The 23213-nt window shown below is 65.8% G+C and carries 28 protein-coding genes; 20 read left to right on the top strand and 8 right to left on the bottom strand.

The genetic code is table 11. The features are described 5' to 3' along the window. Positions 1-12 precede the first annotated feature (12 nt). A complete protein-coding gene (locus DSHI_RS14585) occupies positions 13-336 on the bottom strand; it encodes a hypothetical protein (RefSeq protein ID WP_012179536.1) in 324 nt (107 codons plus the stop codon). Between the two features lie 306 nt (positions 337-642). Between DSHI_RS14585 and DSHI_RS14580 the strand changes: the two genes are divergently transcribed. The 4 genes from DSHI_RS14580 to DSHI_RS14565 are packed head-to-tail and all read left to right on the top strand — an operon-like array spanning position 643 to position 3344. After that, entirely contained in the window at positions 643-1530 is an 888-nt protein-coding gene (locus tag DSHI_RS14580; RefSeq protein ID WP_012179535.1) for an HpcH/HpaI aldolase/citrate lyase family protein, read from the top strand. 3 nt (positions 1531-1533) lie between these two features. Further along, complete coding sequence (locus DSHI_RS14575) at positions 1534-2097, top strand: NnrU family protein (RefSeq protein WP_012179534.1); 564 nt, start codon at positions 1534-1536, stop codon at positions 2095-2097. 12 nt (positions 2098-2109) lie between these two features. Then, positions 2110-2313, top strand: a complete 204-nt coding sequence (locus DSHI_RS14570; protein WP_012179533.1) for a DUF1737 domain-containing protein — start codon at positions 2110-2112, stop codon at positions 2311-2313. After that, a complete protein-coding gene (locus tag DSHI_RS14565; protein ID WP_012179532.1) occupies positions 2313-3344 on the top strand; it encodes a MaoC family dehydratase in 1032 nt (343 codons plus the stop codon). The genes DSHI_RS14570 and DSHI_RS14565 overlap by 1 nt, the downstream gene beginning before the upstream one ends. Positions 3345-3380: 36 nt before the next feature. Here DSHI_RS14565 and DSHI_RS22390 read toward each other — a convergent pair whose 3' ends face one another. The 3 genes from DSHI_RS22390 to DSHI_RS14555 all read right to left on the bottom strand — a co-directional run bounded on the left by DSHI_RS22390 (position 3381) and on the right by DSHI_RS14555 (position 5029). Continuing rightward, on the bottom strand, positions 3381-3539 hold the full coding sequence (locus DSHI_RS22390) for a hypothetical protein (RefSeq protein ID WP_157865343.1): 159 nt from the start codon (positions 3537-3539) through the stop codon (positions 3381-3383). 122 nt (positions 3540-3661) lie between these two features. After that, on the bottom strand, positions 3662-4540 hold the full coding sequence (locus DSHI_RS14560; RefSeq protein ID WP_012179530.1) for a cytochrome c: 879 nt from the start codon (positions 4538-4540) through the stop codon (positions 3662-3664). Between the two features lie 9 nt (positions 4541-4549). After that, a complete protein-coding gene (locus tag DSHI_RS14555) occupies positions 4550-5029 on the bottom strand; it encodes a c-type cytochrome (protein WP_012179529.1) in 480 nt (159 codons plus the stop codon). Between the two features lie 299 nt (positions 5030-5328). On the opposite strand from DSHI_RS14555, the gene sdhC reads away from it, so the two are divergent. From sdhC to DSHI_RS14515, 8 genes are all read left to right on the top strand, one after another. Then, a complete protein-coding gene (gene sdhC, locus DSHI_RS14550; protein WP_012179528.1) occupies positions 5329-5712 on the top strand; it encodes a succinate dehydrogenase, cytochrome b556 subunit in 384 nt (127 codons plus the stop codon). Positions 5713-5723: 11 nt separating this feature from the next. Next, entirely contained in the window at positions 5724-6095 is a 372-nt protein-coding gene (gene sdhD, locus DSHI_RS14545; RefSeq protein ID WP_012179527.1) for a succinate dehydrogenase, hydrophobic membrane anchor protein, read from the top strand. A 16-nt stretch (positions 6096-6111) separates the two neighbouring features. Beyond that, positions 6112-7914 carry a succinate dehydrogenase flavoprotein subunit gene (gene sdhA / locus DSHI_RS14540; protein WP_012179526.1) on the top strand — a complete coding sequence of 601 codons (1803 nt, stop codon included), beginning with the start codon at positions 6112-6114 and terminating at the stop codon, positions 7912-7914. A 145-nt stretch (positions 7915-8059) separates the two neighbouring features. Next, positions 8060-8887 (top strand): polysaccharide pyruvyl transferase family protein, encoded by an 828-nt coding sequence (locus tag DSHI_RS14535; RefSeq protein ID WP_012179525.1) that lies wholly within the window; start codon positions 8060-8062, stop codon positions 8885-8887. Positions 8888-8889: 2 nt separating this feature from the next. Then, positions 8890-9711: a hypothetical protein gene (locus tag DSHI_RS14530; protein ID WP_012179524.1), complete on the top strand. Its 822-nt coding sequence runs from the start codon at positions 8890-8892 to the stop codon at positions 9709-9711. Beyond that, complete coding sequence (locus DSHI_RS14525; protein ID WP_012179523.1) at positions 9708-10487, top strand: hypothetical protein; 780 nt, start codon at positions 9708-9710, stop codon at positions 10485-10487. The genes DSHI_RS14530 and DSHI_RS14525 overlap by 4 nt, the downstream gene beginning before the upstream one ends. Before the next feature lie 29 nt (positions 10488-10516). Next, positions 10517-11296, top strand: a complete 780-nt coding sequence (locus DSHI_RS14520; RefSeq protein WP_012179522.1) for a succinate dehydrogenase iron-sulfur subunit — start codon at positions 10517-10519, stop codon at positions 11294-11296. A 92-nt stretch (positions 11297-11388) separates the two neighbouring features. Next, positions 11389-11574, top strand: a complete 186-nt coding sequence (locus DSHI_RS14515) for a hypothetical protein (protein ID WP_012179521.1) — start codon at positions 11389-11391, stop codon at positions 11572-11574. Here the strand turns inward: DSHI_RS14515 and DSHI_RS14510 are convergent. The 3 genes from DSHI_RS14510 to DSHI_RS14500 form a co-directional block, all read right to left on the bottom strand. Then, the gene (locus tag DSHI_RS14510; protein ID WP_012179520.1) at positions 11571-12014 is read right to left on the bottom strand and encodes a hypothetical protein; all 444 of its coding nucleotides are present in this window, start codon (positions 12012-12014) and stop codon (positions 11571-11573) included. The two genes, DSHI_RS14515 and DSHI_RS14510, sit on opposite strands and share 4 nt — an antisense overlap. Next, positions 12011-12715, bottom strand: coding sequence for a purine-nucleoside phosphorylase (gene deoD / locus DSHI_RS14505; protein ID WP_012179519.1), 705 nt, complete (start codon positions 12713-12715; stop codon positions 12011-12013). The genes DSHI_RS14510 and deoD overlap by 4 nt, the downstream gene beginning before the upstream one ends. Positions 12716-12861: 146 nt before the next feature. Beyond that, positions 12862-13332, bottom strand: coding sequence for a hypothetical protein (locus DSHI_RS14500; RefSeq protein ID WP_012179518.1), 471 nt, complete (start codon positions 13330-13332; stop codon positions 12862-12864). 67 nt (positions 13333-13399) lie between these two features. On the opposite strand from DSHI_RS14500, the gene DSHI_RS14495 reads away from it, so the two are divergent. Next, the gene (locus DSHI_RS14495; RefSeq protein ID WP_044027988.1) at positions 13400-13933 is read left to right on the top strand and encodes a DUF4329 domain-containing protein; all 534 of its coding nucleotides are present in this window, start codon (positions 13400-13402) and stop codon (positions 13931-13933) included. Between the two features lie 114 nt (positions 13934-14047). Here the strand turns inward: DSHI_RS14495 and DSHI_RS14490 are convergent, their stop codons facing one another. Then, positions 14048-16021, bottom strand: a complete 1974-nt coding sequence (locus tag DSHI_RS14490) for a protein meaA (protein ID WP_012179516.1) — start codon at positions 16019-16021, stop codon at positions 14048-14050. Between the two features lie 259 nt (positions 16022-16280). On the opposite strand from DSHI_RS14490, the gene DSHI_RS14485 reads away from it, so the two are divergent. From DSHI_RS14485 to DSHI_RS14460, 7 genes are all read left to right on the top strand, one after another. Next, positions 16281-17672: a 1-acyl-sn-glycerol-3-phosphate acyltransferase gene (locus DSHI_RS14485; protein WP_050757852.1), complete on the top strand. Its 1392-nt coding sequence runs from the start codon at positions 16281-16283 to the stop codon at positions 17670-17672. A 122-nt stretch (positions 17673-17794) separates the two neighbouring features. Beyond that, a complete protein-coding gene (gene ccrA, locus DSHI_RS14480) occupies positions 17795-19087 on the top strand; it encodes a crotonyl-CoA carboxylase/reductase (protein ID WP_012179514.1) in 1293 nt (430 codons plus the stop codon). A gap of 210 nt (positions 19088-19297) precedes the next feature. Next, positions 19298-19516, top strand: coding sequence for a hypothetical protein (locus DSHI_RS22385; RefSeq protein ID WP_157865342.1), 219 nt, complete (start codon positions 19298-19300; stop codon positions 19514-19516). Then, on the top strand, positions 19491-20168 hold the full coding sequence (locus DSHI_RS14475) for a helix-turn-helix transcriptional regulator (protein WP_245533016.1): 678 nt from the start codon (positions 19491-19493) through the stop codon (positions 20166-20168). Before DSHI_RS22385 ends, DSHI_RS14475 begins: the two co-directional genes overlap by 26 nt. Positions 20169-20270: 102 nt before the next feature. Next, positions 20271-20891 (top strand): acyl-homoserine-lactone synthase, encoded by a 621-nt coding sequence (locus DSHI_RS14470; RefSeq protein ID WP_012179512.1) that lies wholly within the window; start codon positions 20271-20273, stop codon positions 20889-20891. Between the two features lie 49 nt (positions 20892-20940). Further along, positions 20941-22476 carry an AAA family ATPase gene (locus tag DSHI_RS14465; protein WP_012179511.1) on the top strand — a complete coding sequence of 512 codons (1536 nt, stop codon included), beginning with the start codon at positions 20941-20943 and terminating at the stop codon, positions 22474-22476. After that, positions 22473-23204: an SDR family oxidoreductase gene (locus DSHI_RS14460; RefSeq protein WP_012179510.1), complete on the top strand. Its 732-nt coding sequence runs from the start codon at positions 22473-22475 to the stop codon at positions 23202-23204. Before DSHI_RS14465 ends, DSHI_RS14460 begins: the two co-directional genes overlap by 4 nt. Positions 23205-23213 lie beyond the last annotated feature (9 nt).

Genomic DNA, 23213 nt, shown 5'->3' with positions numbered 1-23213 from the left:
ACGCGGCGGGGGCTAGACGTCGTCGCCCGCCGCGATCCGGTCCATCACGTCGGACCCTTCAAAGGCCTGGCCGGAGGCGATCAGGCAGGTCTGGCCGTTCGGCATGGTCACCGTGATCGTCCAGGTACCGGTCTCTTCCGAGGCGAACACCTCCATCACGCCGTTATTGGCGCCAAGGCCCATGCTTTGCACGGTCTCGCCGTAATTCGTGGTCAGGCGCTGTACGACCTTTTCGCGCTCCGCGCAAGGCAGCGCCCTGGTCTGGCCAAGCGCGGCGCCGGTCAGCAGAAGCGTGGAGAGCAGGCCGAAACAGAGGGTCTTCAACTGGGTCTTCATGGGTCTACCTTTCGTTGCAGATCCAGACCGGGGCCGGAAGCTGCGTCTTGGTTAAGCCATGTCGGACCACCCGCTTGTATCGCACGGTCCCTGCGAACCGCTCATCCCTCCAAAGTCCGACGCATGGGATCATCCTGCACAGAGATTGCCTCAGAACTGGTTAACGCGCCGCGCGATGGTCCTGCGCGTCCACCATACCGGGTGAACCGCCCCGCTCCGCGGCACTTTCTGCATCGCAGCAGAAATATTCTTGCAAAATTGTCCCACCTGAGGTTCTTTTCGCGAAATTTCGCTGTGGAGAGAATCATGGACCGCCCCGTCGATCATCGCGCCCGCCCCTACCGTTCGGTGCTCTATATTCCCGGATCGAAAGAGCGCGCGTTGCACAAGGCGCAAAGCCTGCCGGTCGACGCCATCATTTTCGACCTCGAAGACGCCGTCGCGGTGGAGGAAAAGGCCAATGCCCGCCACCTTTTGGCCCGGACGCTGGCCGAGACCGACTACGGCCCGCGGGCGAAGATCGTGCGCATCAACGGCTTCGACACCGACTGGGGGCAGGCGGATCTCGACGTGATCGCCGCCGCGCGCCCCGAGGCGATCCTGCTGCCCAAGGTGAACACCGCCGCGGATGTCGAGACGCTCGCCGACAGGCTCGATGCCCGTCCCGAGACCGCCGAGACCACCATCTGGACCATGATGGAAACCCCGCTCGGCATGCTCAACGCAGCGCAGATCGCCGCCGCCCCGCGCATGGCGGGCTTCGTGATGGGCACCAACGATCTGGCCAAGGAACTCGACAGCCGTTTTCGCCCCGATCGCCTGCCGATGCTGACCGGGCTCGGCCTGTGCCTTCTGGCCGCGCGGGCCCACGGGCTCGTGGCCGTCGACGGGGTCTACAACGCGTTCAAGGATGACGAAGGTCTCGAGGCCGAGTGCGCGCAGGGCCGCGACATGGGGTTCGATGGCAAGACCCTGATCCACCCCGCCCAGGTGGCCATTGCCAACGCCGTCTTCGCCCCGTCGGACTCCGAACTCGCCCTCGCCTCGCGCCAGATCCTCGCCTTCGAGCAGGCCGCGGCACGCGGCCAGGGCGTCGCCGTGGTCGACGGCAAGATCGTGGAAAATCTGCACGTTGCCACCGCACGGCAACTTCTGGCAAAAGCGGAGGCAATCCAAGCCATAGCCGCGGAGTAAACCATGTACTTTCTTGTCCTGATCGCCGGTCTCGCCCTCTGGGCCGGGGCCCACTACTTCAAGCGGCTGATGCCGGCGCAGCGCGCCGCGATGGGGGACAAGGGCAAGGCCGTCGTCGCCGTCGCCATCGTCGCCAGCATCGTGCTGATGGTGATCGGTTACCGCGGGGCGGAGTTCGTTTTTCTCTGGTCGCCGCCCGCCTTCATGACCCATGTGAACAATACGCTGATGCTGTTCGCGCTCTGGGTCTACGGATCGAGTGCGGCCAAGGGCGCGAAGGCCTGGCCCGCCAACAAGATCCGGCACCCGCAACTGACCGGGGTCAAGATCTGGGCGCTCGCGCACCTGCTGGTCAATGGCGATCTGGCCTCGATCGTGCTTTTCGGCGGCTTGCTGGCCTGGGCGGTGGGCGAAGTGATCCTGATCAACAAGGCCGAGCCCGACTGGACCCCGCCCGAGACGGCCGGGATGAAGACCAAGATCCGCCTCGCTGTGATCACGGTCGTCCTCTACCTGGTGATCGGCGGCATCCATGCCTGGCTCGGCGTCTGGCCGTTCCCTGCATAAGACTCTGATAACATGAAGATATACCGGTTTCTGACTGAGGACGACACCTCGGCCTTCTGTCACAAGGTGTCCGACGCCCTCGCCAAGGGGTGGGAGCTTTACGGCCCCCCGACCTATGCCTTCGACGCCGCCCATGGGGTCATGCGCTGCGGCCAGGCGGTCACCAAGGAGATCGACCGCCCCTACAGCCCCGACATGAAACTAGGAGACCAGTGATGGCCAAGACGAACCCGGGCCGCTTTTTCGAGGATTACCGTGTCGGCCAGGTGATCGAGCACGCCGTGCCGCGCACCGTCTCCGGCGGCGAGCGGGCACTCTACCACGCGCTCTACCCGGCGCGGCACGCGATCTATTCCTCGGACGAATTCGCCAAGCTCTGCGGTCTGGCCGAAAGCCCGATGGACGACCTGATCGCCTTCCACACGGTATTCGGCAAATCCGTGCCCGATGTGTCGCTGAATGCGGTCGCCAACCTGGGCTATGCCGAGGGGCGCTTCCACCGGCCCACATGGCGCGGCGACACCCTGCGCGCCCGGTCCGAGGTGATCGGGCTGAAACAGAACTCCAGCGGCAAGACCGGTGTGGTCTATGTCCGCACAGAGGGGCGCAATCAACGTGGCGAGCTGGTGCTCGACTACGTGCGCTGGGTGATGGTGCGCAAGAACGACCTCGCTGCGCCCGCGCCGGATACCGTGGTGCCGGAGCTTGCCGCGGCGGTCGATCCCGCGACCCTGCTGGTGCCCGAGGGGCTGACCTTTGCCGACTACGACACCGTTCTGTCGGGTGAGCCGCACCGCCTGCGCGACTATGCGGTGGGCGAGATCATCGACCATGTGGACGGGGTGACCATCGAGGAAGCCGAACACATGATGGCGACCCGGCTGTGGCAGAACACCTCCAAGACCCATTTCGACGTGACACCGCGCGCCGATGGCAAGCGGCTTATCTATGGCGGGCACGTGATGTCCATGGCGCGCGCGCTCAGTTTCAATGGCCTCGCCAATGCCCAGATGATCGTGGCGATCAACGGCGGCAGCCATGCCAACCCGTGCTTTGCCGGCGATACCGTGCGGGCCTGGTCCGAAGTGCTGGATGTGGCCGAAACCGGCGCGCCGGGCGTCGGGGCGCTGCGCCTGCGGCTCGTGGCGACGAAGGATGGTTCCGTGGGGGCGTTGAAGGGAGCGGACGGCAAGTACCTGCCAGGCGTCCTGCTCGACCTCGATTACTGGGCGCTCATGCCCCAGTGAAGGCGGCGGCCCCGGGCGTCCGGGGCCGATCCAGGGTCAGTCCAGCGCGATGAACAGCATCAGCAGCGCAAAGAGCCCGCCGCCTGCAAAGACCCATGTGGGCGCGGTGATCGTCATCGGTGCCTTCAGCTTCGCCATCAGGTCCTGTGCCTGCGTTGCGGGCGGCGTCTGGGGGTTCGTCTTCTCGTCTGCCATGGTCTGCGTCTCCTGTGAAAAAGGGTCGTCGAGGCCTGTGACACACATGGGGGCTGCGGGCCCCGGCACAAGGGCCGCCGGGCGCTTTCTCGGCCCCGGCGGCACCGCGCCGCCCACAGGGCTCACTCCGCCGGTTGCAGCGCCTTCACATACGCCGCAATGGCCTCCCGGTCGGCCGCGGTCAGCTGCGCCATGTTTGTGATCACGGACGCCATATGCCCGCCTGCGCTGTCGAAATCCGGGGTGAAGCCGGTCTCCAGGTAATAGGCGATATCGCCCGCCGACCAATCGAGCTGCGCCGGGGTGATCCCCGGAATGCGCCCCTTGCCCGACGGGTTCGGCGCCCCCGCCATCCAGCGCGCCCTGTCCAGCCGACCCAACCCGTCCCGCGGTGTGTGACACTCGGCGCAATGGGCCAGGGCCTCGACCAGGTAGCGCCCGTCGCCCGGCACCTCCGGCCCGACCCAGTCCGGCATCGGCGACAGCAGCTTCCACGCCCCGACACTGCGCCGGATATTGAACGGAAAGCCCAGCTCGTGGGGGGCGTTGGGCGTATCGGTTTCAGGCAATCCCTGCATATAGGCCCAGAGGTCCGCGACGTCCTGATCCTCCATCAGCGCATAGGCGGTATAGGGGAAGGCCGGGTAGTAATGCGAGCCGTCCGGCGCGACCCCGGCCAGCACCGCCGAGGCGAAATCCGCCTGCGACCAGTCCCCGATCCCGACCTCCGGATGGGGCGAGATATTGGGCGCCACGAAGGTCCCGAATGGCGACGCGAAGCGCTGCCCCCCGGCCAGAACCAGCCGCGCCTCGCCGGACGCGCCCGGGGCCGCGTGGCATGACGCGCAGCCCGCCGCGTGGAAGACCGCCTCACCCGCTTCCGCGTCGCCGGTTAGCGCGGCAAAGCGCTCCTCCGGCACGGGCACCGCCCGGGTGAAAAACAACCCGAGCGAAACCCCAGCCGCCAAAAGCAGCCCTGCAAATGCGAGAAATCGCTTCATGTCCGTGACTTAGCTGTCCGGTTCGCGATGCGCCTCGTGGCAGGACTTGCACGTGGCCCCCATCGGCCCGAGCGCGGGGCCAAGCGCCGCCTGCCCATCTCCTGCCACGGCGGCGAGCCCATCGGCCGCTGCCGCAACCGCCTCCCATTTCTCCACGAAATCTGCATTGTCTTCCCAGATCGAAGGCATCGCGCGGGTGCCGTCGATGCTCATGGCATCCGAACCTTCGGGCCATAGCAAGCCTTGGGTGATCGCCGCCACGGTCACGAGGTTGTCCGCCGCCGCCTGCGCCGCCTCGGCATCATAGGGGATATCGCCCTTGGCCATGTTTCCCAGAACCCCGAGGTTCAGCGCGATCAGGCGAAACTGACCCTGCCGCGCCTTGAGCTGGTTCTCGAAACTGTCCTGGGCCACGGCGATTGTGGGTACCCCGGCCCCGAGCCCGAGGGCCCCGATCAGCGCTGCCGCGCAAAGGCGTGTGTGGATCATCGTTCGCTCCTGTGATTTGCGTTGCTGCGGCAGAATGTAGCATGGGTATCCGGGATTCCGATGACAACCCTGTGCTTTGGGCGGATTTTCCGCAAAAAACCGCGCTTGCCCCGGCTCTGCACAGAGGCCGCAATTATGTGATCACGTGGTTTCTAACCGTGATCACAAATCGCGGAAAACGCTCCGGTTGCGCCAAAGTACCGCGCCGCATCCGGGCGAGTTCAGGTGACAGCCGGACAAAATTCACTATGCATACTAGCAACTAGCCCCGTTCGAGAGACTCAAGATGAGGTGCCGTCATGGCTGACGTGAACCGGGGGGACCGGCCCCTGTCCCCGCATATCCAGATCTATCGCCCGCAGCTGACCTCCGTCACCTCGATCCTCACCCGGATCACGGGGAATGCGTTGCTGGTCGGCGCGTTGCTCTGCGTATGGTGGCTGATCGCCGCCGCCGCCGGGCCGGAATACTTCGCCTTCGTCGACGGCCTCGTGACCTCCTGGTTCGGCAAGCTGGTCTTTCTCGGCTCGATCTGGGCGCTATGGTATCACACGCTCGCCGGCGTTCGGCACCTGATCTGGGATGCCGGGTACGGGTTCGAGCTGAAGGATGCCTATGCGCTCGGCTACATGGTCATCGGCGGTTCCGTCGTCCTGACCGTGATCACCGTCATCGCGCTCTGAGGGAGGCTGACATGGGATTTATGACCGACCGCAAACGCGCCATGGGTCTTGGCTCCGCGAAATCCGGGACCGAACACCACTGGCACATGCAGGTCAGCTCCGTCGGGCTGCTGATCCTCGTGCCGCTCTTTCTGTTCACCTTCGGCCGAGTCGTGGGCGCGCCTTATGAAGAGGTGATCGCCTATCTCGCACGTCCCTTCCCGGCCATCGTCACGGCCCTGATGCTCGTCGTCGGCTTCGACCATTTCCGCCACGGCGTGACCGTCGCGATCGAGGACTACGCCCAAGGCACCACCCGGAAGGCGCTGATAATTGCAATGACCTGCGTGAGCTACGGCGCCATGGCCACCGGCCTATTCGCCATTGCCCGCCTCGCGCTGTGACCCCAGGGAGCACTTGATGTCTGCTTACGAATACGAGACGCATAACTATGACGTCGTGGTCGTCGGGGCCGGTGGCGCGGGCCTGCGCGCGACCCTCGGCATGGCCGAGCAGGGGCTGCGCACCGCCTGCATCTCCAAGGTCTTTCCGACCCGCTCGCACACCGTGGCGGCCCAGGGCGGTATCGCCGCCTCGCTGTCCAACATGGGCCCCGACCATTGGCAGTGGCACATGTACGACACCGTCAAGGGCTCCGACTGGCTGGGCGATACCGACGCCATGGAATACCTCGCCCGCGAGGCGCCCAAGGCGGTGTACGAGCTGGAACATTACGGCGTACCGTTCTCGCGCACCGAAGAGGGCAAGATCTACCAGCGGCCCTTCGGCGGCCATACCACCGAGTTCGGCGAAGGCCCCCCGGTGCAGCGCACCTGCGCCGCCGCCGACCGCACGGGCCATGCGATCCTGCACACGCTCTACGGCCAGTCGCTCAAGAACAATGCCGAGTTCTTCATCGAGTATTTCGCCATCGACCTGATCATGTCCGAGGACGGGCAGTGCCAGGGCGTCGTCTGCTGGAAACTCGATGACGGCACCATCCACGTGTTCAACGCCAAGATGACAGTGCTGGCCACGGGCGGCTACGGGCGCGCCTATTTCTCGGCCACTTCCGCCCATACCTGCACCGGCGACGGCGGCGGCATGGTCGCGCGCCAGGGGCTGCCGCTCCAGGACATGGAATTCGTGCAATTCCACCCCACCGGCATCTACGGCGCGGGGTGTCTGATCACCGAGGGCGCCCGCGGCGAGGGCGGCTACCTGACCAACTCCGAGGGCGAGCGGTTCATGGAGCGCTATGCGCCCACCTACAAGGATCTCGCGTCGCGCGACGTGGTCAGCCGCTGCATGACCATGGAGATCCGCGAGGGCCGCGGCGTCGGCCCCGACGGCGACCATATCCACCTGCACCTCAACCACCTGCCGCCGGAAACCCTGGCCCTGCGCCTGCCGGGTATCTCGGAGAGCGCGCGCATCTTCGCCGGGGTGGACGTCAACAAGGAGCCGATCCCGGTCCTGCCGACGGTCCATTACAACATGGGCGGTATCCCCACGAACTACTGGGGCGAGGTGCTGAACCCCACCGCCGAGGATCCCGACCGCATCGCGCCGGGCCTGATGGCCGTGGGCGAGGCGGGCTGTGCCTCGGTGCACGGGGCCAACCGGCTCGGGTCCAACTCCCTGATCGACCTTGTGGTCTTCGGCCGGGCGGCGGCGATCAAGGCCGGGCAGGTCGTGGACCCGACCGTGTCCAATCCGACCCTGAACCAGGCCTCCATCGACGCCGCACTCGCGCGCTTCGACGGGCTGCGCCACGCCAAGGGCAACGTGTCGACCGCCGAGCTGCGCCTCGAGATGCAGAAGACCATGCAGGCCGACGCCGCCGTGTTCCGCACCGACAAGACCCTCGCCGAAGGGGTCCAGAAGATGTACGGCGTCGCGGGCAAGGTGGACGACATCAAGGTCACCGACCGCTCGCTGGTGTGGAACTCCGACCTGATGGAGACGCTGGAGCTGACCAACCTGATGCCCAACGCACTGGCCACCATCGTGTCCGCCGAGGCCCGCAAGGAATCCCGCGGCGCCCACGCCCACGAGGATTACGCCGACCGCGACGACGAGAACTGGCGCAAGCACACGCTGGCCTACGTGAACGGCAAGGTCGACCTCGACTACCGCCCGGTCCACCTCAACCCGCTGCTGGGCCACAACGAGGGCGGCATCGACCTCAAGAAAATCGCACCCAAGGCGCGGGTGTATTAATGGCGCAATCACCTGCGCGCGGTAGGGTGGACTTATCTGCCGCAGGCGCCTGTCCGGTGTCGCCATGCGTGTGAGCGCAGCCCTGTGGGAGAAATCCTCCGAGCTGCGCCACATGCACCTTTCGACTTGATGGAGGCAAGGCAGTTTGTCTTTGCGGGATCAGCCCTGTTTTCTGGAATTGGCCGACGATGTCCGTAAATTCGCCGGCGGGGACCGCGTGGTGGAAATCGTCAACTCGGGCAATTGGGGCGACGCACTCATCCACGCGGGACAGCGGGCCTTCCTGTCGGATCTCGGAATAGCGACCGTGCCGGTGCCGATCGCACGTCTGCGCAAGGACAAGTTGCGTCATCGCATCCTCGCGGCGATGCGGGGGCTCCAGCCCAAGGCCATCATCACCGGCTCCGGTGCCTATCGCGACTTCTACAATCGCCCGGCAGAGCTCGGGGTCGCGGCGGCGCGCTTCAGGAATGTGCTGGTGATGCCCTCCTCCTTCCCGTTTCGCCCGGACCTTGATCCTGATCGGACGATTTTCTGGCGCAGGGACATGCTCGAAAGCTACGAGGCCATGCCGGAGGCGTCCTTCTGCCACGACATGGCCTTCTATCTGGACCCGGCGCCCCGGGCACCGGGCAAGGGCGTCGGAATAATGTTGCGCAACGATGTGGAGCGGCTGGAGCTGGAACTGCCGGAGGGCAACATCGATTTGAGCAACGAGGGCACGCATCTGTCGGACCCGGATCAGTTTCTGGATCGGATCGGCGCCTACGAGGTCATCCACACCAACCGTCTGCATGTCGGCATCGGCGCCGCCCTGCTCGGGCGCGAAGTCCACCTCTATGCAAGCCGCACCCGGAAACTGGAGTCGATCTTCAAATCGTCGCTCGAGCCGTTTTACCCGAATGTGCACTACCATTCCGACCCCTCGGACATCTTGAAGCTCAAGCACATCACCGCGAGACAGGACCATTGACGATGTCTGGCGCAAATCAGGGCGCGCAGGACCCAAAGCCGCCGAGGATTGTGGTCGGGAGCGGCTGGTGGTCATCCGAACGCGCGTTCTCCGACGAGTTTCCCGACCGCAAGGAACTGGGCGACGCTATGATCCGGTCCGTGCCGTTTTTCGAGCTCTGGCTCGAGAGTGTCACCTCTTCGGTGGCGGCGTCCGAAATCGTCGTTGTCGACTCGGCCGCCCCCCTGAAGCCCGCCCCCGAACTCCGCGACAAGGTGCGCTGGATCGAACTGCCCTTCAATGCGCGACACTCGACAAATCACGTTGGCGGCTGGAGCGGATGGACCCGCTCCGTCCTCGTTTCGGGAAACTATGCTCTCGCCTCCGATTGCGAATTTTTCGTCTATGTGGAACAAGGCTGCCTTCTCAAAGGGGACGGTCTGGCCGAGGCCTGCATTGCGGCCATGACCGCCGATCACATGTTCGGCTCCGGTGCCGGTACGCCTCAGCCCCTGCAACAATCCCTCTTCGTTGTGCGCGGGGCCGCCTTGTCGCGCTTTCTGGGGAACCTCGCAAAACTCAAGTATCGCGATTGCGACATGGCGCCGGAGTGGAAATTCGTGTGGGCCACGTCGGCAACACTCACCTGGTTGGCCAATATCGGCATTTTCCAGAGTAAACTGACACGCAAGATCGGGTTCAAGCTCGCCAGGCTCTCGGGCGCTCTGTGCTTTCTGCCCTTCGGCTCCGGTCGTGCACGGCCCATTCCTTTCGACGCCCCGCATTGCTATTTTCAGCATGGGACCAGTGCCGAAATCGCTCGTTACCGGCGGAGCGACGCATGATCGTCGCAAACCTCGCCACCTATCCTCCGCGGGCTCACGCGCTCGGTCGTGTCGTTGCCAGCATCGCGCCGCAGGTCGATCGGCTCAACGTGGTCCTGAACGAATACGATACGGTTCCGGTCAACCTGCTGGACTATGACAATGTCGTGCCCATTCTGATCGACCGGGATCTGAAAGATACCGGCAAGTTCTGGCCAAGTGTCGAAGACGCAGAGTGGGTGGTGTTGATCGACGATGATCTGCACTATCCCGACGACTATGTCGCGACGACCCTCGCGCGTGCCACCGCATGCGAGACGCCCCGTGCGGTTTACGGTTATCACGGTGTTTACTATCGCAAGCCGGGCCTGAAGCGCCTGAAGTTCTGGAAGTATCCGCCCCTGGCCCCGGACACCGTGATGCGATACCGCCGTGTCCACACGTTCTGGAACGTGGTTGAGCGGCCCCTCCGCGTCGATCAACTCGGTACAGGGACCGTCGTTCTCAAATCGGAACACATGCCGCCCTTCGACTTCATGGAGACGTCGCAGAAGTTCGTCGATGTCCGGTTTGCGCTCTGGGCTTTCCAGCAGGACCTCGCATGCATATGTCTGCCGCGACCGCGCGAATGGCTCGGGGTCGAAGAATTCGAAGACACGATCTATCAGTTTACGCAGTCAAATCCGGGACATGTCGCGGATGAAATTTGGCAGTACGCGTACAAGACCCCGGATGTGGGCACGCCGCTGCGACGCTCTGCGGACTTACCTCCATCTCGAAAACATGGCTCACCGTAACGACAGCCAGTGAACCGAAGGAAACGACCATGGTACAACTGACCCTGCCGAAGAACTCGAAGATCCGCACGGGCAAGACCTGGCCCAAGCCCGAGGGCGCGACCAACCTGCGCAAGTTCCAGGTGTATCGCTGGAACCCCGATGACGGGGAAAACCCCCGGGTGGACACCTACTGGGTGGACATGGACACCTGCGGGCCGATGGTTCTGGACGCGCTGATCAAGATCAAGAACGAGATTGACCCGACCCTGACCTTTCGCCGCTCCTGCCGCGAAGGGATCTGCGGGTCCTGCGCGATGAATATCGACGGCGCCAACACGCTGGCCTGCATCTACGGCATGGACGAGATCAAGGGCGACGTGAAGATCTACCCCCTGCCGCACATGCCCGTGGTCAAGGACCTGATCCCGGACCTGACCCATTTCTACGCGCAGCATGCCTCGGTCATGCCCTGGCTGGAGACCAAGACAAACCGCCCCGCGACCGAGTGGCGGCAGTCCATCGACGACCGCAAGAAACTCGACGGCTTGTACGAGTGCGTGATGTGCGCCTGCTGCTCCACTTCCTGCCCGAGCTACTGGTGGAACGGCGACCGCTATCTCGGCCCGGCGGCTCTGCTGCATGCCTATCGCTGGATCATCGACAGCCGCGACGAGGCGACGGGGGAGCGTCTGGACGACCTCGAAGACCCGTTCAAGCTCTATCGCTGCCACACGATCATGAACTGCGCCAAGACCTGCCCCAAGGGTCTGAACCCCGCCAAGGCGATCGGCGCGATCAAGAAGATGATGGTCGAGCGCCAGGTCTGAGGGCCGCGCCGATCCGCGTGTAAGGGAAACGGGGCCAATGGCCCCGTTTTCGCGTTCCGGGGTTGGCGCTGCGCGAGGCAAGGATCTGAAAGATGGCGTTTTTTCCGATCGCGATCCTGATCGTGTTCCTGCTGATGTACCTGCTGCGGACGCGGCGCACGCGGATGTGCCGCTGGCGGCGGCGGGGCAAGACCGACTGGCGCTGTGCCGCTTGCGGGGCGGTGGCGATCACCGGGGATGACAAGCAGCCCCGGGTCTGTCTGCGCAAGGATATCTAGCGCAGGCGCGTGGCGGCGCCGGTGGCGATGTTCACCGACCAGCGCGCCTCGCCGGTGGGGCAGCAGCGGGGATCGCCGGGGTTGGGCATGGTAGTGGTCAGCTCGACCCGGTCTTCGTAATACACAACGTCGCGCGGGCCTTGCCCGAAGAGGCCGGAGACGGGATTGGCAAAGGCCCATCCAGTGCCGGTCCCCAGGAAGTAACCCGTTGCGATATTGGTGGAATTTCCGCCATTCGCCACCTCGAAAAACGCGATGCCGAGGGCCCGGCGCGCCTGGCCCGGGTCGGCATGGTCCGGCAGCCAGAACGCCCCGACCAACGAGGCCTGGGGCGGCAGCAGTTGCGCGCGCAGCAGCCCGTCGAGATCGCCCCAGCCCTGTTGCGCGGCCGCCGGCGGGGTGAGCGCCAGCAGCGCCGCGATAAGAGCCGCGCGGATCATGCGAAGGCCGCCTCCAGCGCGATCTCCACCATGTCGCCGAAGCTCGATTGCCGCTCCGCCGACGGTAGCGCGTCGTGGGTCAGCAGGTGGTCCGAGACCGTCAGCACCGCCAGCGCCCGGCGGCCGTGGCGGGCGGCGAGGGTGTAGAGCTCGGCTGCCTCCATCTCGACGCCCAGCACCCCGTGGCGGATCATTTGTTCCGTCAGATCAGGGCGTTCGTCGTAGAACACGTCCGAGGAATAGATCCCGCCCACATGGGTTTTCGTCCCCTTCGCCCCCGCCGCGGCCTCGGCGGCCTTGAGCAGGCCCCAATCGGCGCAGGGGGCGAAGTTCAGCTCGCAGAAGATGCCCGAGGACGGGGTCGAAATCGACGAACAGGTCATCGCCAGGATCACGTCGCGCAGGGCCACGTGGTTCTGCATCGCGCCGGTGGATCCGATGCGGATCAGGGTCTGCGCGCCGTACTCTGTAATCAGCTCGTTGGCGTAGATCGACAGGCTGGGCATGCCCATGCCGGAGCCGTGGATCGTCACCCGGTGCCCGCACCAGGTGCCGGTGAAGCCGAGCATGCCGCGCACCTCGTTGACGCAGACCGGGTCGTCCAGGAACGTCTCCGCGGCCCATTTCGCGCGCAGGGGGTCGCCCGGCATCAGCACGGTTTCCGCGATGTCGCCGGGGGCGGCGCCGATATGGATGGTCATGGTCTGGTCCCTTTCGTTCGCACCGATTATACCGCGCGCGGCCCCGGCGAAAAGACCCGCCCGACCCCGTCGGATCGGCGTCGGCCCCGTGTCGGACTTCTGTCGGGCAGGTGTCGGGCACCTCCGCGCGCCCGGGTCACGAAGCGTTAAGGATTGCCGGGATCCGCGAGGCTGGTGAAGCGGCGCGCATCGGTGTCCCAGACCAGCGCCTCGACACAGGGGGTGAGGTTGGTGCCGCCGCATGCGCTGCCATGGACCTGGTTCAGCACCACGGTCAGGGGACCGAAACGCTGCACGGTCCACCCCTTGGACAGCCGTTCGGTCACGGTATCGCCTACGGCGAACATCACCGAGCAGCCGCCGGTGCCGCAATAGAGGCTGGCTATCGACGAGCATTGCAGTTTGCCCAGGTCGAGCACCAGGTCGGGCTGCCCATCGCCGGTGAGGTCGGTGCGGGTGGTGGCCCCCCAGGTCACCTCCAGGGTGCCGCTCTCGAAATTGGCGCAATCGGTGCGCGCTGTGTCGATTGCCGCTTGCAGGGGGGCAGGCAGGTCCTCGACCGGTTGGGCCGCGGCGGGCAGGGCGAGGAGAAGCAGGGCGAAGAGGGGTTTGAGCATGGGGCAGAGGTCCTTTGCGGGGCGCGCACGGCGCGGTAGGGTTGGCGCCAGTATAAGGAGGCCGCGGATGTTGCCCAGATGGCGTTTGGCCGGGGTCCTTGCCTTTCTGGCCGGGCCGCTGGTGGCGGAGAGCGGTGCGGCGCCCGCGGCGGAGTTGGCCTTCGTCAAGGGTGTTTTGGCCGAGTTGCAGGCCAGGTCCTTCCGGTGGGACCGCGAGTATTGCGGCTATATCGGCTACACTGCGGAGGGGGAGCTGGTGGCGAGCCGGGCGCGGCGCGGGACGGCGGACAGCTGCCTGCCGCCCTGGCCGCGGCGGTTCGATCCGGTGGCGTCCTACCACACCCATGGGGGCTACGACCCGGGGGCCTGGTCGGAGATCCCGAGCGACATCGACATTGTGTCGGACGCCGCGGACGGGATCGACGGTTATGTGGCCACGCCGGGCGGGCGGCTGTGGTATATCGACGGCTCGGAGCGGATGGCGCGCCAGATCTGCGGGGTCGGGTGCCTCCCGATGGATGCGGATTTCGCGCCCGAGACCGACATCACCGTGGCGGAAAGCTACAGCTACGAGGATCTGTTGGGCATCCTGTCCCACTGAGCCGCGGGCAAGCCCGTTCGAACGGGCTTGGTCACGCGATTTGCAAATCGCGTCCCAAGCGCCTTGCAAGGCGCTTGTCCAAGGCGTTTCGAAACGCCTTGTCCGGCGGGTGGCCTATTCCGCCGCGATCGGGGTGTCGTCCACCAGGCCGACGATGTCGAACATGATCCGGTTCAGCTCGAAATCCTTCGGCGTGTAGACCTTCGCCACGCCCATGGCGCGCAGCCGCTCGGCGTCGTCCTCGGGGATGATCCCGCCCACGATCACCGGGATATGGGTCAGATCGGCCTCGCGCATCCGGCCCATCAGTTCCTCGATCAGGGGGATGTGGGAGCCCGACAGGATCGACAGGCCGACCACATGGGCGTCCTGTTCCCGCGCGGCGCGCACGATTTCCTCGGGCGTCAGGCGGATGCCCTCATAGGTGATGTCCATGCCGCAATCGCGGGCGCGGGCGGCGATCTGCTCGGCGCCGTTGGAATGGCCGTCGAGCCCGGGCTTGCCCACCAGGAACTTGAGCTTGCGGCCCAGCTTGGCCGACACCGCCGAGACCGCGTCGCGGATCTCGTCCAGCCCCTCGGTGCGGTTCGACGGGTTCGCGGACACGCCCGTGGGCGCGCGGTACTCGCCGAAGGATTTGCGGATCTCCAGCCCCCATTCGCCCGTGGTCACCCCGGCCTTGGCTGCCGCGATGGAGGCGGGCATGACATTGGCCCCCGAAAGCGCGGCCTCGCGCAGATCGGCCAGCGCCTTTTGCGCCGCGTCCTCGTCGCGGGCGGCGCGCCAGGCCTGGAGCCGGGCGATCTGGTCGGCCTCCACCGCGGGGTCCACCACCATGATCCCGCCATCGGCATCCATCAGCGGCGAGGGCTCGCCCTGCTGGTACTTGTTGACGCCGACCACCACGGTCTCGCCCCCCTCGATCCGGCCGAGCCGGTCGGAGTTCGCCTCCACCAGCCGGGATTTCATGTATTCGATCGCGGCCACGGCCCCGCCCATCCCGTCGATGGTGGCCAGTTCGGCGCGCGCGCCTTCCATCAGCTCGGCCACCTTGCGGTCCACCGCCGGGTTGCCGTCGAAGAGGTCGTCGAACTCCAGAAGGTCGGTTTCCAGCGCCATGATCTGCTGCATCCTGAGCGACCATTGCTGGTCCCAGGGGCGGGGCAGGCCAAGGGCCTCGTTCCAGGCGGGCAGCTGCACCGCGCGGGCACGGGCGTTTTTCGACAGGGTCACGGCCAGCATCTCGATCAGGATGCGGTAGACGTTGTTTTCCGGCTGCTGCTCGGTCAGGCCCAGGGAGTTCACCTGCACCCCGTAGCGGAAGCGGCGGAATTTCGGGTCCTCGACGCCGTAGCGGTCGCGGCAGATCTCGTCCCACAGGGTGACGAAGGCGCGCATCTTGCACATCTCGGTGACAAAGCGGATGCCCGCGTTCACGAAGAACGAGATCCGGCCCACCATGGCCGGGAAATGTTCGGCCGGGACCTTGCCCTTGAGATCGTCGAGCACGGCGGTGGCGGTGGCCAGCGCGAAGGCCAGCTCCTGCTCCGGGGTCGCCCCTGCCTCTTGCAGGTGGTAGGAGCAGACGTTCATCGGGTTCCATTTGGGCAGGTGTTCGCGGGTATAGGCGGCCACGTCGGTGATCATCCGCAGGGACGGTTTGGGCGGGCAGATATAGGTGCCGCGGGAGAGGTATTCCTTGATGATGTCGTTCTGCACCGTGCCTTGCAGTTTCGTCACGTCCGCGCCCTGTTCCTCGGCCACGGCGATGTAGAGCGACAGCAGCCAGGGCGCGGTCGCGTTGATCGTCATCGAGGTGTTCATCTGGTCGAGGGGGATGTCCTTGAAGAGCGCCCGCATGTCGCCCAGATGCGCCACCGGCACGCCGACCTTGCCGACCTCGCCCCGGCTCAGGACATGGTCGCTGTCATAGCCGGTCTGGGTCGGCAGGTCGAAGGCCACCGACAGCCCGGTCTGCCCCTTGGCGAGGTTGCCGCGATAGAGCGCGTTGGAGGCCTCCGCCGTGGAGTGCCCGGCATAGGTGCGAAACAGCCAGGGGCGGTCTTTCTTGGTCTCGGTCATGGGCATCCTCGTGAATCACCGGCGGCAACGATCTTGCGTTTCGGCGCATTTATCTGGAACTTTATGTCTTTGTCAATTCGCTGCGCTGCGGAGAGAGCGCGTTCTGCGCGACAGCATACTGCATCTTCGGCGCGGAGCCGAACCCAAACATCGCGCGCCGGCCGCGGGTGCCGGACTGCGGTGGTGGCGGGCAGGGTGGAAAATCAGGGGGCCTGTGACATCGGGCGAGTTCCCCGGTTCGGGCTTTGTGATACAAGCTCTTGTAATGACGCAGACCATCGACATCCCGTTCTGGCAGTTCGCGTTGCTGATCGCCTTCGCGGCGGTGACCTTTGCGTCGCATTTCCTGTTTCCGTCCGTGCGCTGGTTCTTCCGGCGGCGGTTCGAGCGCGCGGTGGCGCAGCTCAACACGCGGCTGGCGCGGCCCATCGAGCCCTTCAAGCTGATGCGGCGGGCCGACAACATCAACCGGCTGCTCTATGACCCGCAGGTGATGGAGGCGGTGGTGGCCCATGCCAAGGCCGAGGGCGTGCGCGAGGACGTGGCCTTCGAGAAGGCGCGCCGCTACGCGCGGGAGATCGTGCCGGGGTTCTCGACGGCGACCTATTTCGGCTTCGCGATCCGGATCGGTCATTGGCTGACCCAGGCGCTCTACCGGGTGCGGATCGAGCGGGTGGAGATGTCGGTCGCGGGCATTCCGCCCGAGGCGACGGTGGTGTTCGTGATGAACCATCGCTCCAACATGGATTACGTGCTGGTCACCTGGCTGGTGGCGGACAACACGACCCTGTCCTATGCGGTGGGCGAATGGGCGCGGATCTGGCCGCTGCGCTGGCTGGTGCGGGCCTCGGGGGCGTATTTCATCCGGCGGCGCAAGATCACCCCGCTCTATCGCAGCGTGCTGGCCCGGTACGTGCAGATGGCGCGGGACAACGGGGTGACCCAGGCGATCTTCCCCGAGGGCGGGCTGTCGCGGGACGGGCGGCTGGGGGCGCCGAAGCTGGGGCTGCTGAGTTACCTGTGGGACGGGTTCGATCCAGAGAAGGCGCGCGACGTGGTCTTCGTGCCCGTGGGGCTGAACTACGACCGGGTGTTCGAGGACGCGGCCCTGGTGGCTGCGCCGCCCAAGGGCCGGTTCAAGCTGTCCTGGCGGCGGGTGATCGGGGCGGTGCTGCCGGAGGTCTGGCCGATCCTGGCCGGGCGGCAACGCTTCGGCCATGCGGCGGTGTCCTTCGGGGCGCCGGTCTCGCTGCGGGCGGCGATGCTGGCGGGCGGTCGGGTGGAGGACCTGGGCCGCGAGTTGATGGCGCGGGTCGGGGCCAGCGTGCCGATCCTGCCGGTGCCGCTGGTGGCGGACCTGCTGCTGGCCGGGCCGCCGGAGGTGGAGGAGGCCGCCCTCGATGCGGCGTTCCGCGACCGGATGACGGGGGCAACGCCGGTGCCCCTGACCGATGCGAGCGCGCCGGCGGATTTCACGCTGGAGGATGGCCTGCGGGTGCTGCTGCGCCGGGGGCTGGTCACCCGGGAGAACGGACGGATCACCGTGGCCGCCGAGGCCGGTCCGATGCTGCGCTATTATGCCAACACCCTGCCGGGGCGACAGACACCGCCGCCCGAAGCCCCCGAGACGCCAGAAAAATACGTGATCGCGACATAAAATTACACAAACGATCCGTTTTTCGTTTGCATTGTTGCTGCGCGCCCCATATTCCCCTCAAAAGCGCCGCAGCATTGCGATTCTGCGCTGCGGAATACCAACTCTGTTTCCTGGAGGCCCCCATGGCACTCGATACCGACCAGGCCCTCGTGTCCTACGACGCACCGATCAAAGACCTGTATGACATGGCCGAGATGCCCCCCCTGGGGCATGTGCCCAAGCAGATGCATGCCTGGGTGCTGCGGCAGGAGCGCCATGGCGAGCCGGTCACGGCGCTCCAGCAGGAGGTGGTCGACACGCCCGTCCCCGACAGCCACGAGGTGCTGGTGCTGGTGATGGCGGCGGGGGTCAATTACAACGGCGTCTGGGCCTGCCTCGGTACGCCGCAATCGGTCTTTCTCGGCCACAAGGCACCCTATGCGATCATCGGCTCGGATGCCGCCGGGATCGTCTGGGCCGTGGGCGACAAGGTCACCCGCTGGAAGGTGGGCGACGAGGTGGTGATCCACTGCAACCAGGACGATGGCGACGACGAGGAGTGCAATGGCGGCGACCCGATGCTGTCGCCGAGCCAGCGTATCTGGGGCTACGAGACGCCGGACGGCTCGTTCGGGCAGTTCACCCGGGTGCAGTCGCAGCAGCTGATGCCGCGGCCCAGGCACCTGACCTGGGAAGAGAGCGCGTGCTACACCCTGACCCTGGCCACGGCCTACCGGATGCTGTTCGGGCATGAGCCCCATGACCTCAAGCCCGGCCAGAACGTGCTGGTCTGGGGCGCGTCGGGGGGGATCGGATCCTTCGCGATCCAGCTGATCAACACCGCGGGCGCCAATGCGATCGGCGTGATCTCGGACGAGGACAAGCGCCAGTTCGTGATGGAGCTGGGCGCCAAGGGCGTCATCAACCGCAAGGATTTCAACTGCTGGGGCCGTCTGCCCGAGGTGGGGACCGAGGCCTACAAGGACTGGTTCACCGAGGTGCGCAAGTTCGGCAAGGCGATCTGGGAGATCACCGGCAAGGGCAACAATGTCGACATGGTGTTCGAGCACCCCGGAGAGGCGACCTTCCCGGTCTCGACCTTCGTGGTCAAGCGCGGCGGCATGGTGGTGATCTGTGCCGGCACGTCCGGGTATAACTGTACCTTCGACGTCCGGCACATGTGGAGCCACCAGAAGCGGCTGCAGGGCAGCCATTTCGCCCATCTCAAGCAGGCTTCGGCGGCCAACAAGCTGATGCTGGAGCGGCGGCTCGATCCGTGCATGTCCGAGGTCTTCCCCTGGGAGGAGCTGCCCCAGGCGCATATGAAGATGATGCGCAACGAGCACAAGCCGGGCAACATGAGCGTGCTCGTCCAGGCGCCGCGGACGGGGCTGCGGACCTTCGAGGACACGCTTGAGGCGAGTAAAACCGCCTAATAAAATCTTAACGAATCAATGAAAGGCTCGTGGCACGGAAGGTGCTGCGAGCCTTCTTTCATGGCCCACACCCCTGGACCACCCGAACTCAAAGGGTTGCCGGATCGGCCCCTCGCCATTTTTGGGGAGGTATATTTCGCGAATACTTCCACTAAATCCCTCGTGCTATAGTTGTGTTAATGTTTCGTTAACCTTTGGAAAGAAACACTGATGGCACAAGATTGGATCGTGGACGTCCTCGCAGACCTTCGCAGCTTTGCTACGCAAAACGGCCTTACCGCTCTGGCCGAACAACTGGATGATACGATTCTGGTTGCCGCGACGGAGATTGCGCAAACGGACGAGGTGCACCCGAAGGCTGTGGAGACAAATGCACCAAGGGTTGGAATCGTTTCTGGAAGATTTGCAGGAAGCAAAGTCGCTGGATGACGTCCAGGCGCGTCTCTTCGGGTTGCGAGAAAGCCTGGAGGTCGAGAATTTCGCCTATCACTGTCTGGATGCATCGGGGAACAAATACGGCGCGATGACCTATGACGCGCCCTGGGTCAAACGCTACATCGAAATGGACTATGCCCGGGTCGATCCGGTCATCAAGGGCACCTACCAGCGGTTTCATCCCGTGGACTGGAAGCAGCTCGACTGGTCTCCCAAGGCGGCACGGGAGTTCATGGGCGAGGCGCTCGAAACCGGGGTCGGCAACCAGGGGCTGTCGGTGCCGGTGCGGGGCCCGAACGGGCAGTTCGCGGTGTTCTCGGTCAACAATCGCGCCACGGATGCGGCGTGGGAATCATACCAGAAGGAGTACCTCAAAACCTTCATCCTGGCGGCGCATTTCATCAATCAGCGCGCGCTGGAGCTCGAAGAAGACATAAATCCGACGGCCAAGCCCCTGTCGCCCAGGGAATCAGATGCCCTCACCCACCTGGCCAACGGTTTGAGCCGGGGACAGGTGGCCGAGAAGCTGAAGATTTCCGAGCATACTCTAAGGGTTTACATTGAAAGTGCGCGGTTCAAACTGGGGGCCGCGAACACCACCCACGCGGTGGCACGGGCGATGGTCAGGGGGCTGATCGTCGTCTAAACACCCCTATGTGCAAGATTTTTTTGCTTGCGACCGCTAGGAAATCCTTAACCGGGTCCGGGCGTTTCTTCCTCTCGTTTTCGCAACAAGAGGGCCGCCCCCATGATCCGTTTCGTCTATGCCGACCAGCTCGATACCTATCCCCGTCTCCGCGACAGCATGTTCCGCGACCGGGCGGAGCAGTTCAAGACGCGCCTGCAATGGGATGTCACCGTCGATGCCGACGGGTTCGAGCGCGACGCGTATGACGCGGAAAACCCGATCTACGTGATCTACGAGTTGCCCGATGGCACCCATGGCGGATCCATGCGGATCCTGCCCACCACCGGGCCGACCATGATCAACGATCATTTCCTGCACCTGACCGACGGGGTCGCGATCCAGTCGCCCTTCATCTGGGAATGCACGCGGTTTTGCCTCTCGCCCAAGGCCGATGGCCGGGTCGCGGGCGCGCTGATGCTGGCGGGCGCCGAGTTCGGCCTGTCCTCGGGTCTGTCGCACTCGGTCGGCGTGTTCGACGCCCGGATGACGCTGGTCTACCGGCGCCTGGGCTGGATTCCGGAAATCCTCGGGCAGGAGGGCGAGGGCCGCAGTGCCGTCGCCGTCGGTCTGTGGTCGATGGATGCGGATCTGCGCGAGCGGCTCTCGGCCCGGTCCGGGATCAGCCGCGAGGTCTCCGCCCATTGGTACGAACGCGCGTTTGGCCCCAGCTTGGCGGCCTGAGGGGGCATTCGCGCTGGCGGGGAGGGAACGGGTGGTTTAGCGTTTCGCCATGACCCTCCCCGCCATCCAGTTCTCCGACGATCAGGCAGATGCCTATGACCGCGTGGCCGACGCTCTGGCCGCCGCCGGGGTGGACCTGGCCGACGAGACGCTGATGCCCCCGCGGGAGGGGGCGGCGTCCTCGGTGCTGGCGGTTCTGGGCAAGGCGGGGTCCGGCAAGACGCTGCTCCTGGCGCGGCTGGCGGAGGATCTGATCCGGGCCGGGGTCGAGATCGTCTCGGGCGACTGGGAGGGGCGGCGGCGCAAGGACCGGCGCACCCTGGCGATCCTGGCGCCGACCAACAAGGCCGCCTGGGTGCTGCGGATGCGGGGGGTGCCGGCGACGACCATTCACCGGATCCTCTACACCCCGGTCTACGATCCGGAATACGAAAAGATCGCCGAATGGCTCGCGGGCAGCGGCGACCGGCCGGTGGTCGAGGGGCTGTCGGAGGCCGCGCTGGACCGGGCCAAGGCATTTTTCGAGGCGCAGAAATCGGTGCCCGGGGCGCTGGCGGCGGCGGGGCTGCGGGGGTCGGATTTCATCACCGGCTGGAAGCGGCGCGAGGACCCGTTGGACATTGGATTCGTGGACGAATCCTCGATGCTCGACGCGCGCCAGCTCGACGATCTGCGCGAGATCTTCCCCACGCTGTGCCTGTTCGGCGACCCCGCACAGCTCGCCCCCGTGGGCCAGTCGGGCCAGATGGTGTTCGAGACCCTGCCCGCGGAGCGGCAGCTGACCCTGAGCCGGGTGCACCGGCAGGCCAAGGACAACCCGATCCTCGATCTCGCCCATGCGCTGGCCGACCCGGAGGTGGATTTCAACCGGTTCGAGCGGATGGTCGAAGAGGCTGCGTCCCGCGACGACCGGGTGGTGGTGCAGGGCCGGGTGGAGGCGGCGCTGATGGCGCGGTCTCCGGCGCTGGTCTGGCGCAACGCGACGCGGATCCGGATGATCCATGCGTTCCGGGCGGCTTACGGTGCGCCGCCGGATGCGCTGCTGGAGGGCGAGCCGCTGATCTGTGACGGGATCGAGTTGCCGCTGAAGCATCGCAAGAAGCGGATCGACCTGGAGGCGCGGGGGCTGATCAAGGGGGCGCAGGTGATCTATCTCGGGCCCGGTCGCAAGCCCGGGTTTTCCAAGCTGCATGTGGTGGGCGCCGAGGCGCCCGAGGTCAGCGCCGCCTCGATCGTGAAGATCGAGATGCCCGACGAGGAGGAGCCGTTCATCCCCTATGCTGCGCGGATGGGGGCGACGTTTCTGCACGGGGCGGCGGTGACGATCCACAAGGCGCAGGGCAGCCAGTGGGACACGGTGCAGGTCTTCGCGCCGGACCTGTCGGCGGCGGCCTGGGCCGGGCGGGTGGAGGCGGGGCAACCGTTGTGGAAGCGGCTGGCCTACGTGGCGATCACCCGGGCGCAGGAGCGGCTGATCTGGGTGACGCGGGCACGGCTGGCGCGGCCGGACGCCCCCCTTGGCACGGCGGATCTGAAGGCGGCGCCTGCGCCGCTGGTGTTGGAGCAGGAGGAGGTGGAGCCATGAGCGGGACGATCCTGATCACCGGGGCGAGCGGCGGCATCGGGGCCGCCGTGGCCGACAGGTTCCTGGCCGAGGGCTGGGAGGTCGGGCTTCTGGCGCGGCGGGCGGCGGCGCTGGAGGAGGTGCGGGCAGGCCGCGCGAACGGGCATGTCCTGGTCGCGGATGTGGCCGATCCGGAGGCGGTGGCGGCGGGTTTTGCCAGCTTCGAGGCGGCGGTCGGGCGGCTCGATGTGCTGTTCAACAACGCAGGCATCTTCGTGCCCGCCGCGATGATCGACGAGGTGCCGCTGGCCGATTGGGACCGGGCGGTGGCGGTGAACCTGACGGGGATGTTCCTCGCTGCACGGGCGGCCTTCGGGCAGATGCGGCGGCAGGACCCGGCGGGGGGGCGGATCATCAATAACGGGTCGATCTCGGCCCATGTGCCGCGGGAGGGGGCGGTTTGCTATACCGCCACGAAACACGCGATCACCGGGCTGACCAAGCAGCTGTCGCTGGATGGGCGCGCGCTGGGCATTGCCTGTGGGCAGATCGATATCGGCAATGCGCGCACGGAGCTGCTGGAGGGGATCGACGCGGCGGGCCGGGCGCGCGGGGAGCCGCCGGTGCCGATGATCGAGACCGATCTGGTGGTGGACGCGGTGTGGCAGATGGCGGCGCTGCCGCTTGAGGCCAATGTCCAGTTCATGACGCTGATGGCGACGAAAATGCCCTATATCGGACGCGGATGAGCGCCGCGG

The sequence above is a fragment of the Dinoroseobacter shibae DFL 12 = DSM 16493 genome (genome assembly GCF_000018145.1).
Taxonomy (GTDB): Bacteria; Pseudomonadota; Alphaproteobacteria; order Rhodobacterales; family Rhodobacteraceae; genus Dinoroseobacter; species Dinoroseobacter shibae.
This window is presented reverse-complemented; position numbering and strand designations above follow the sequence as displayed.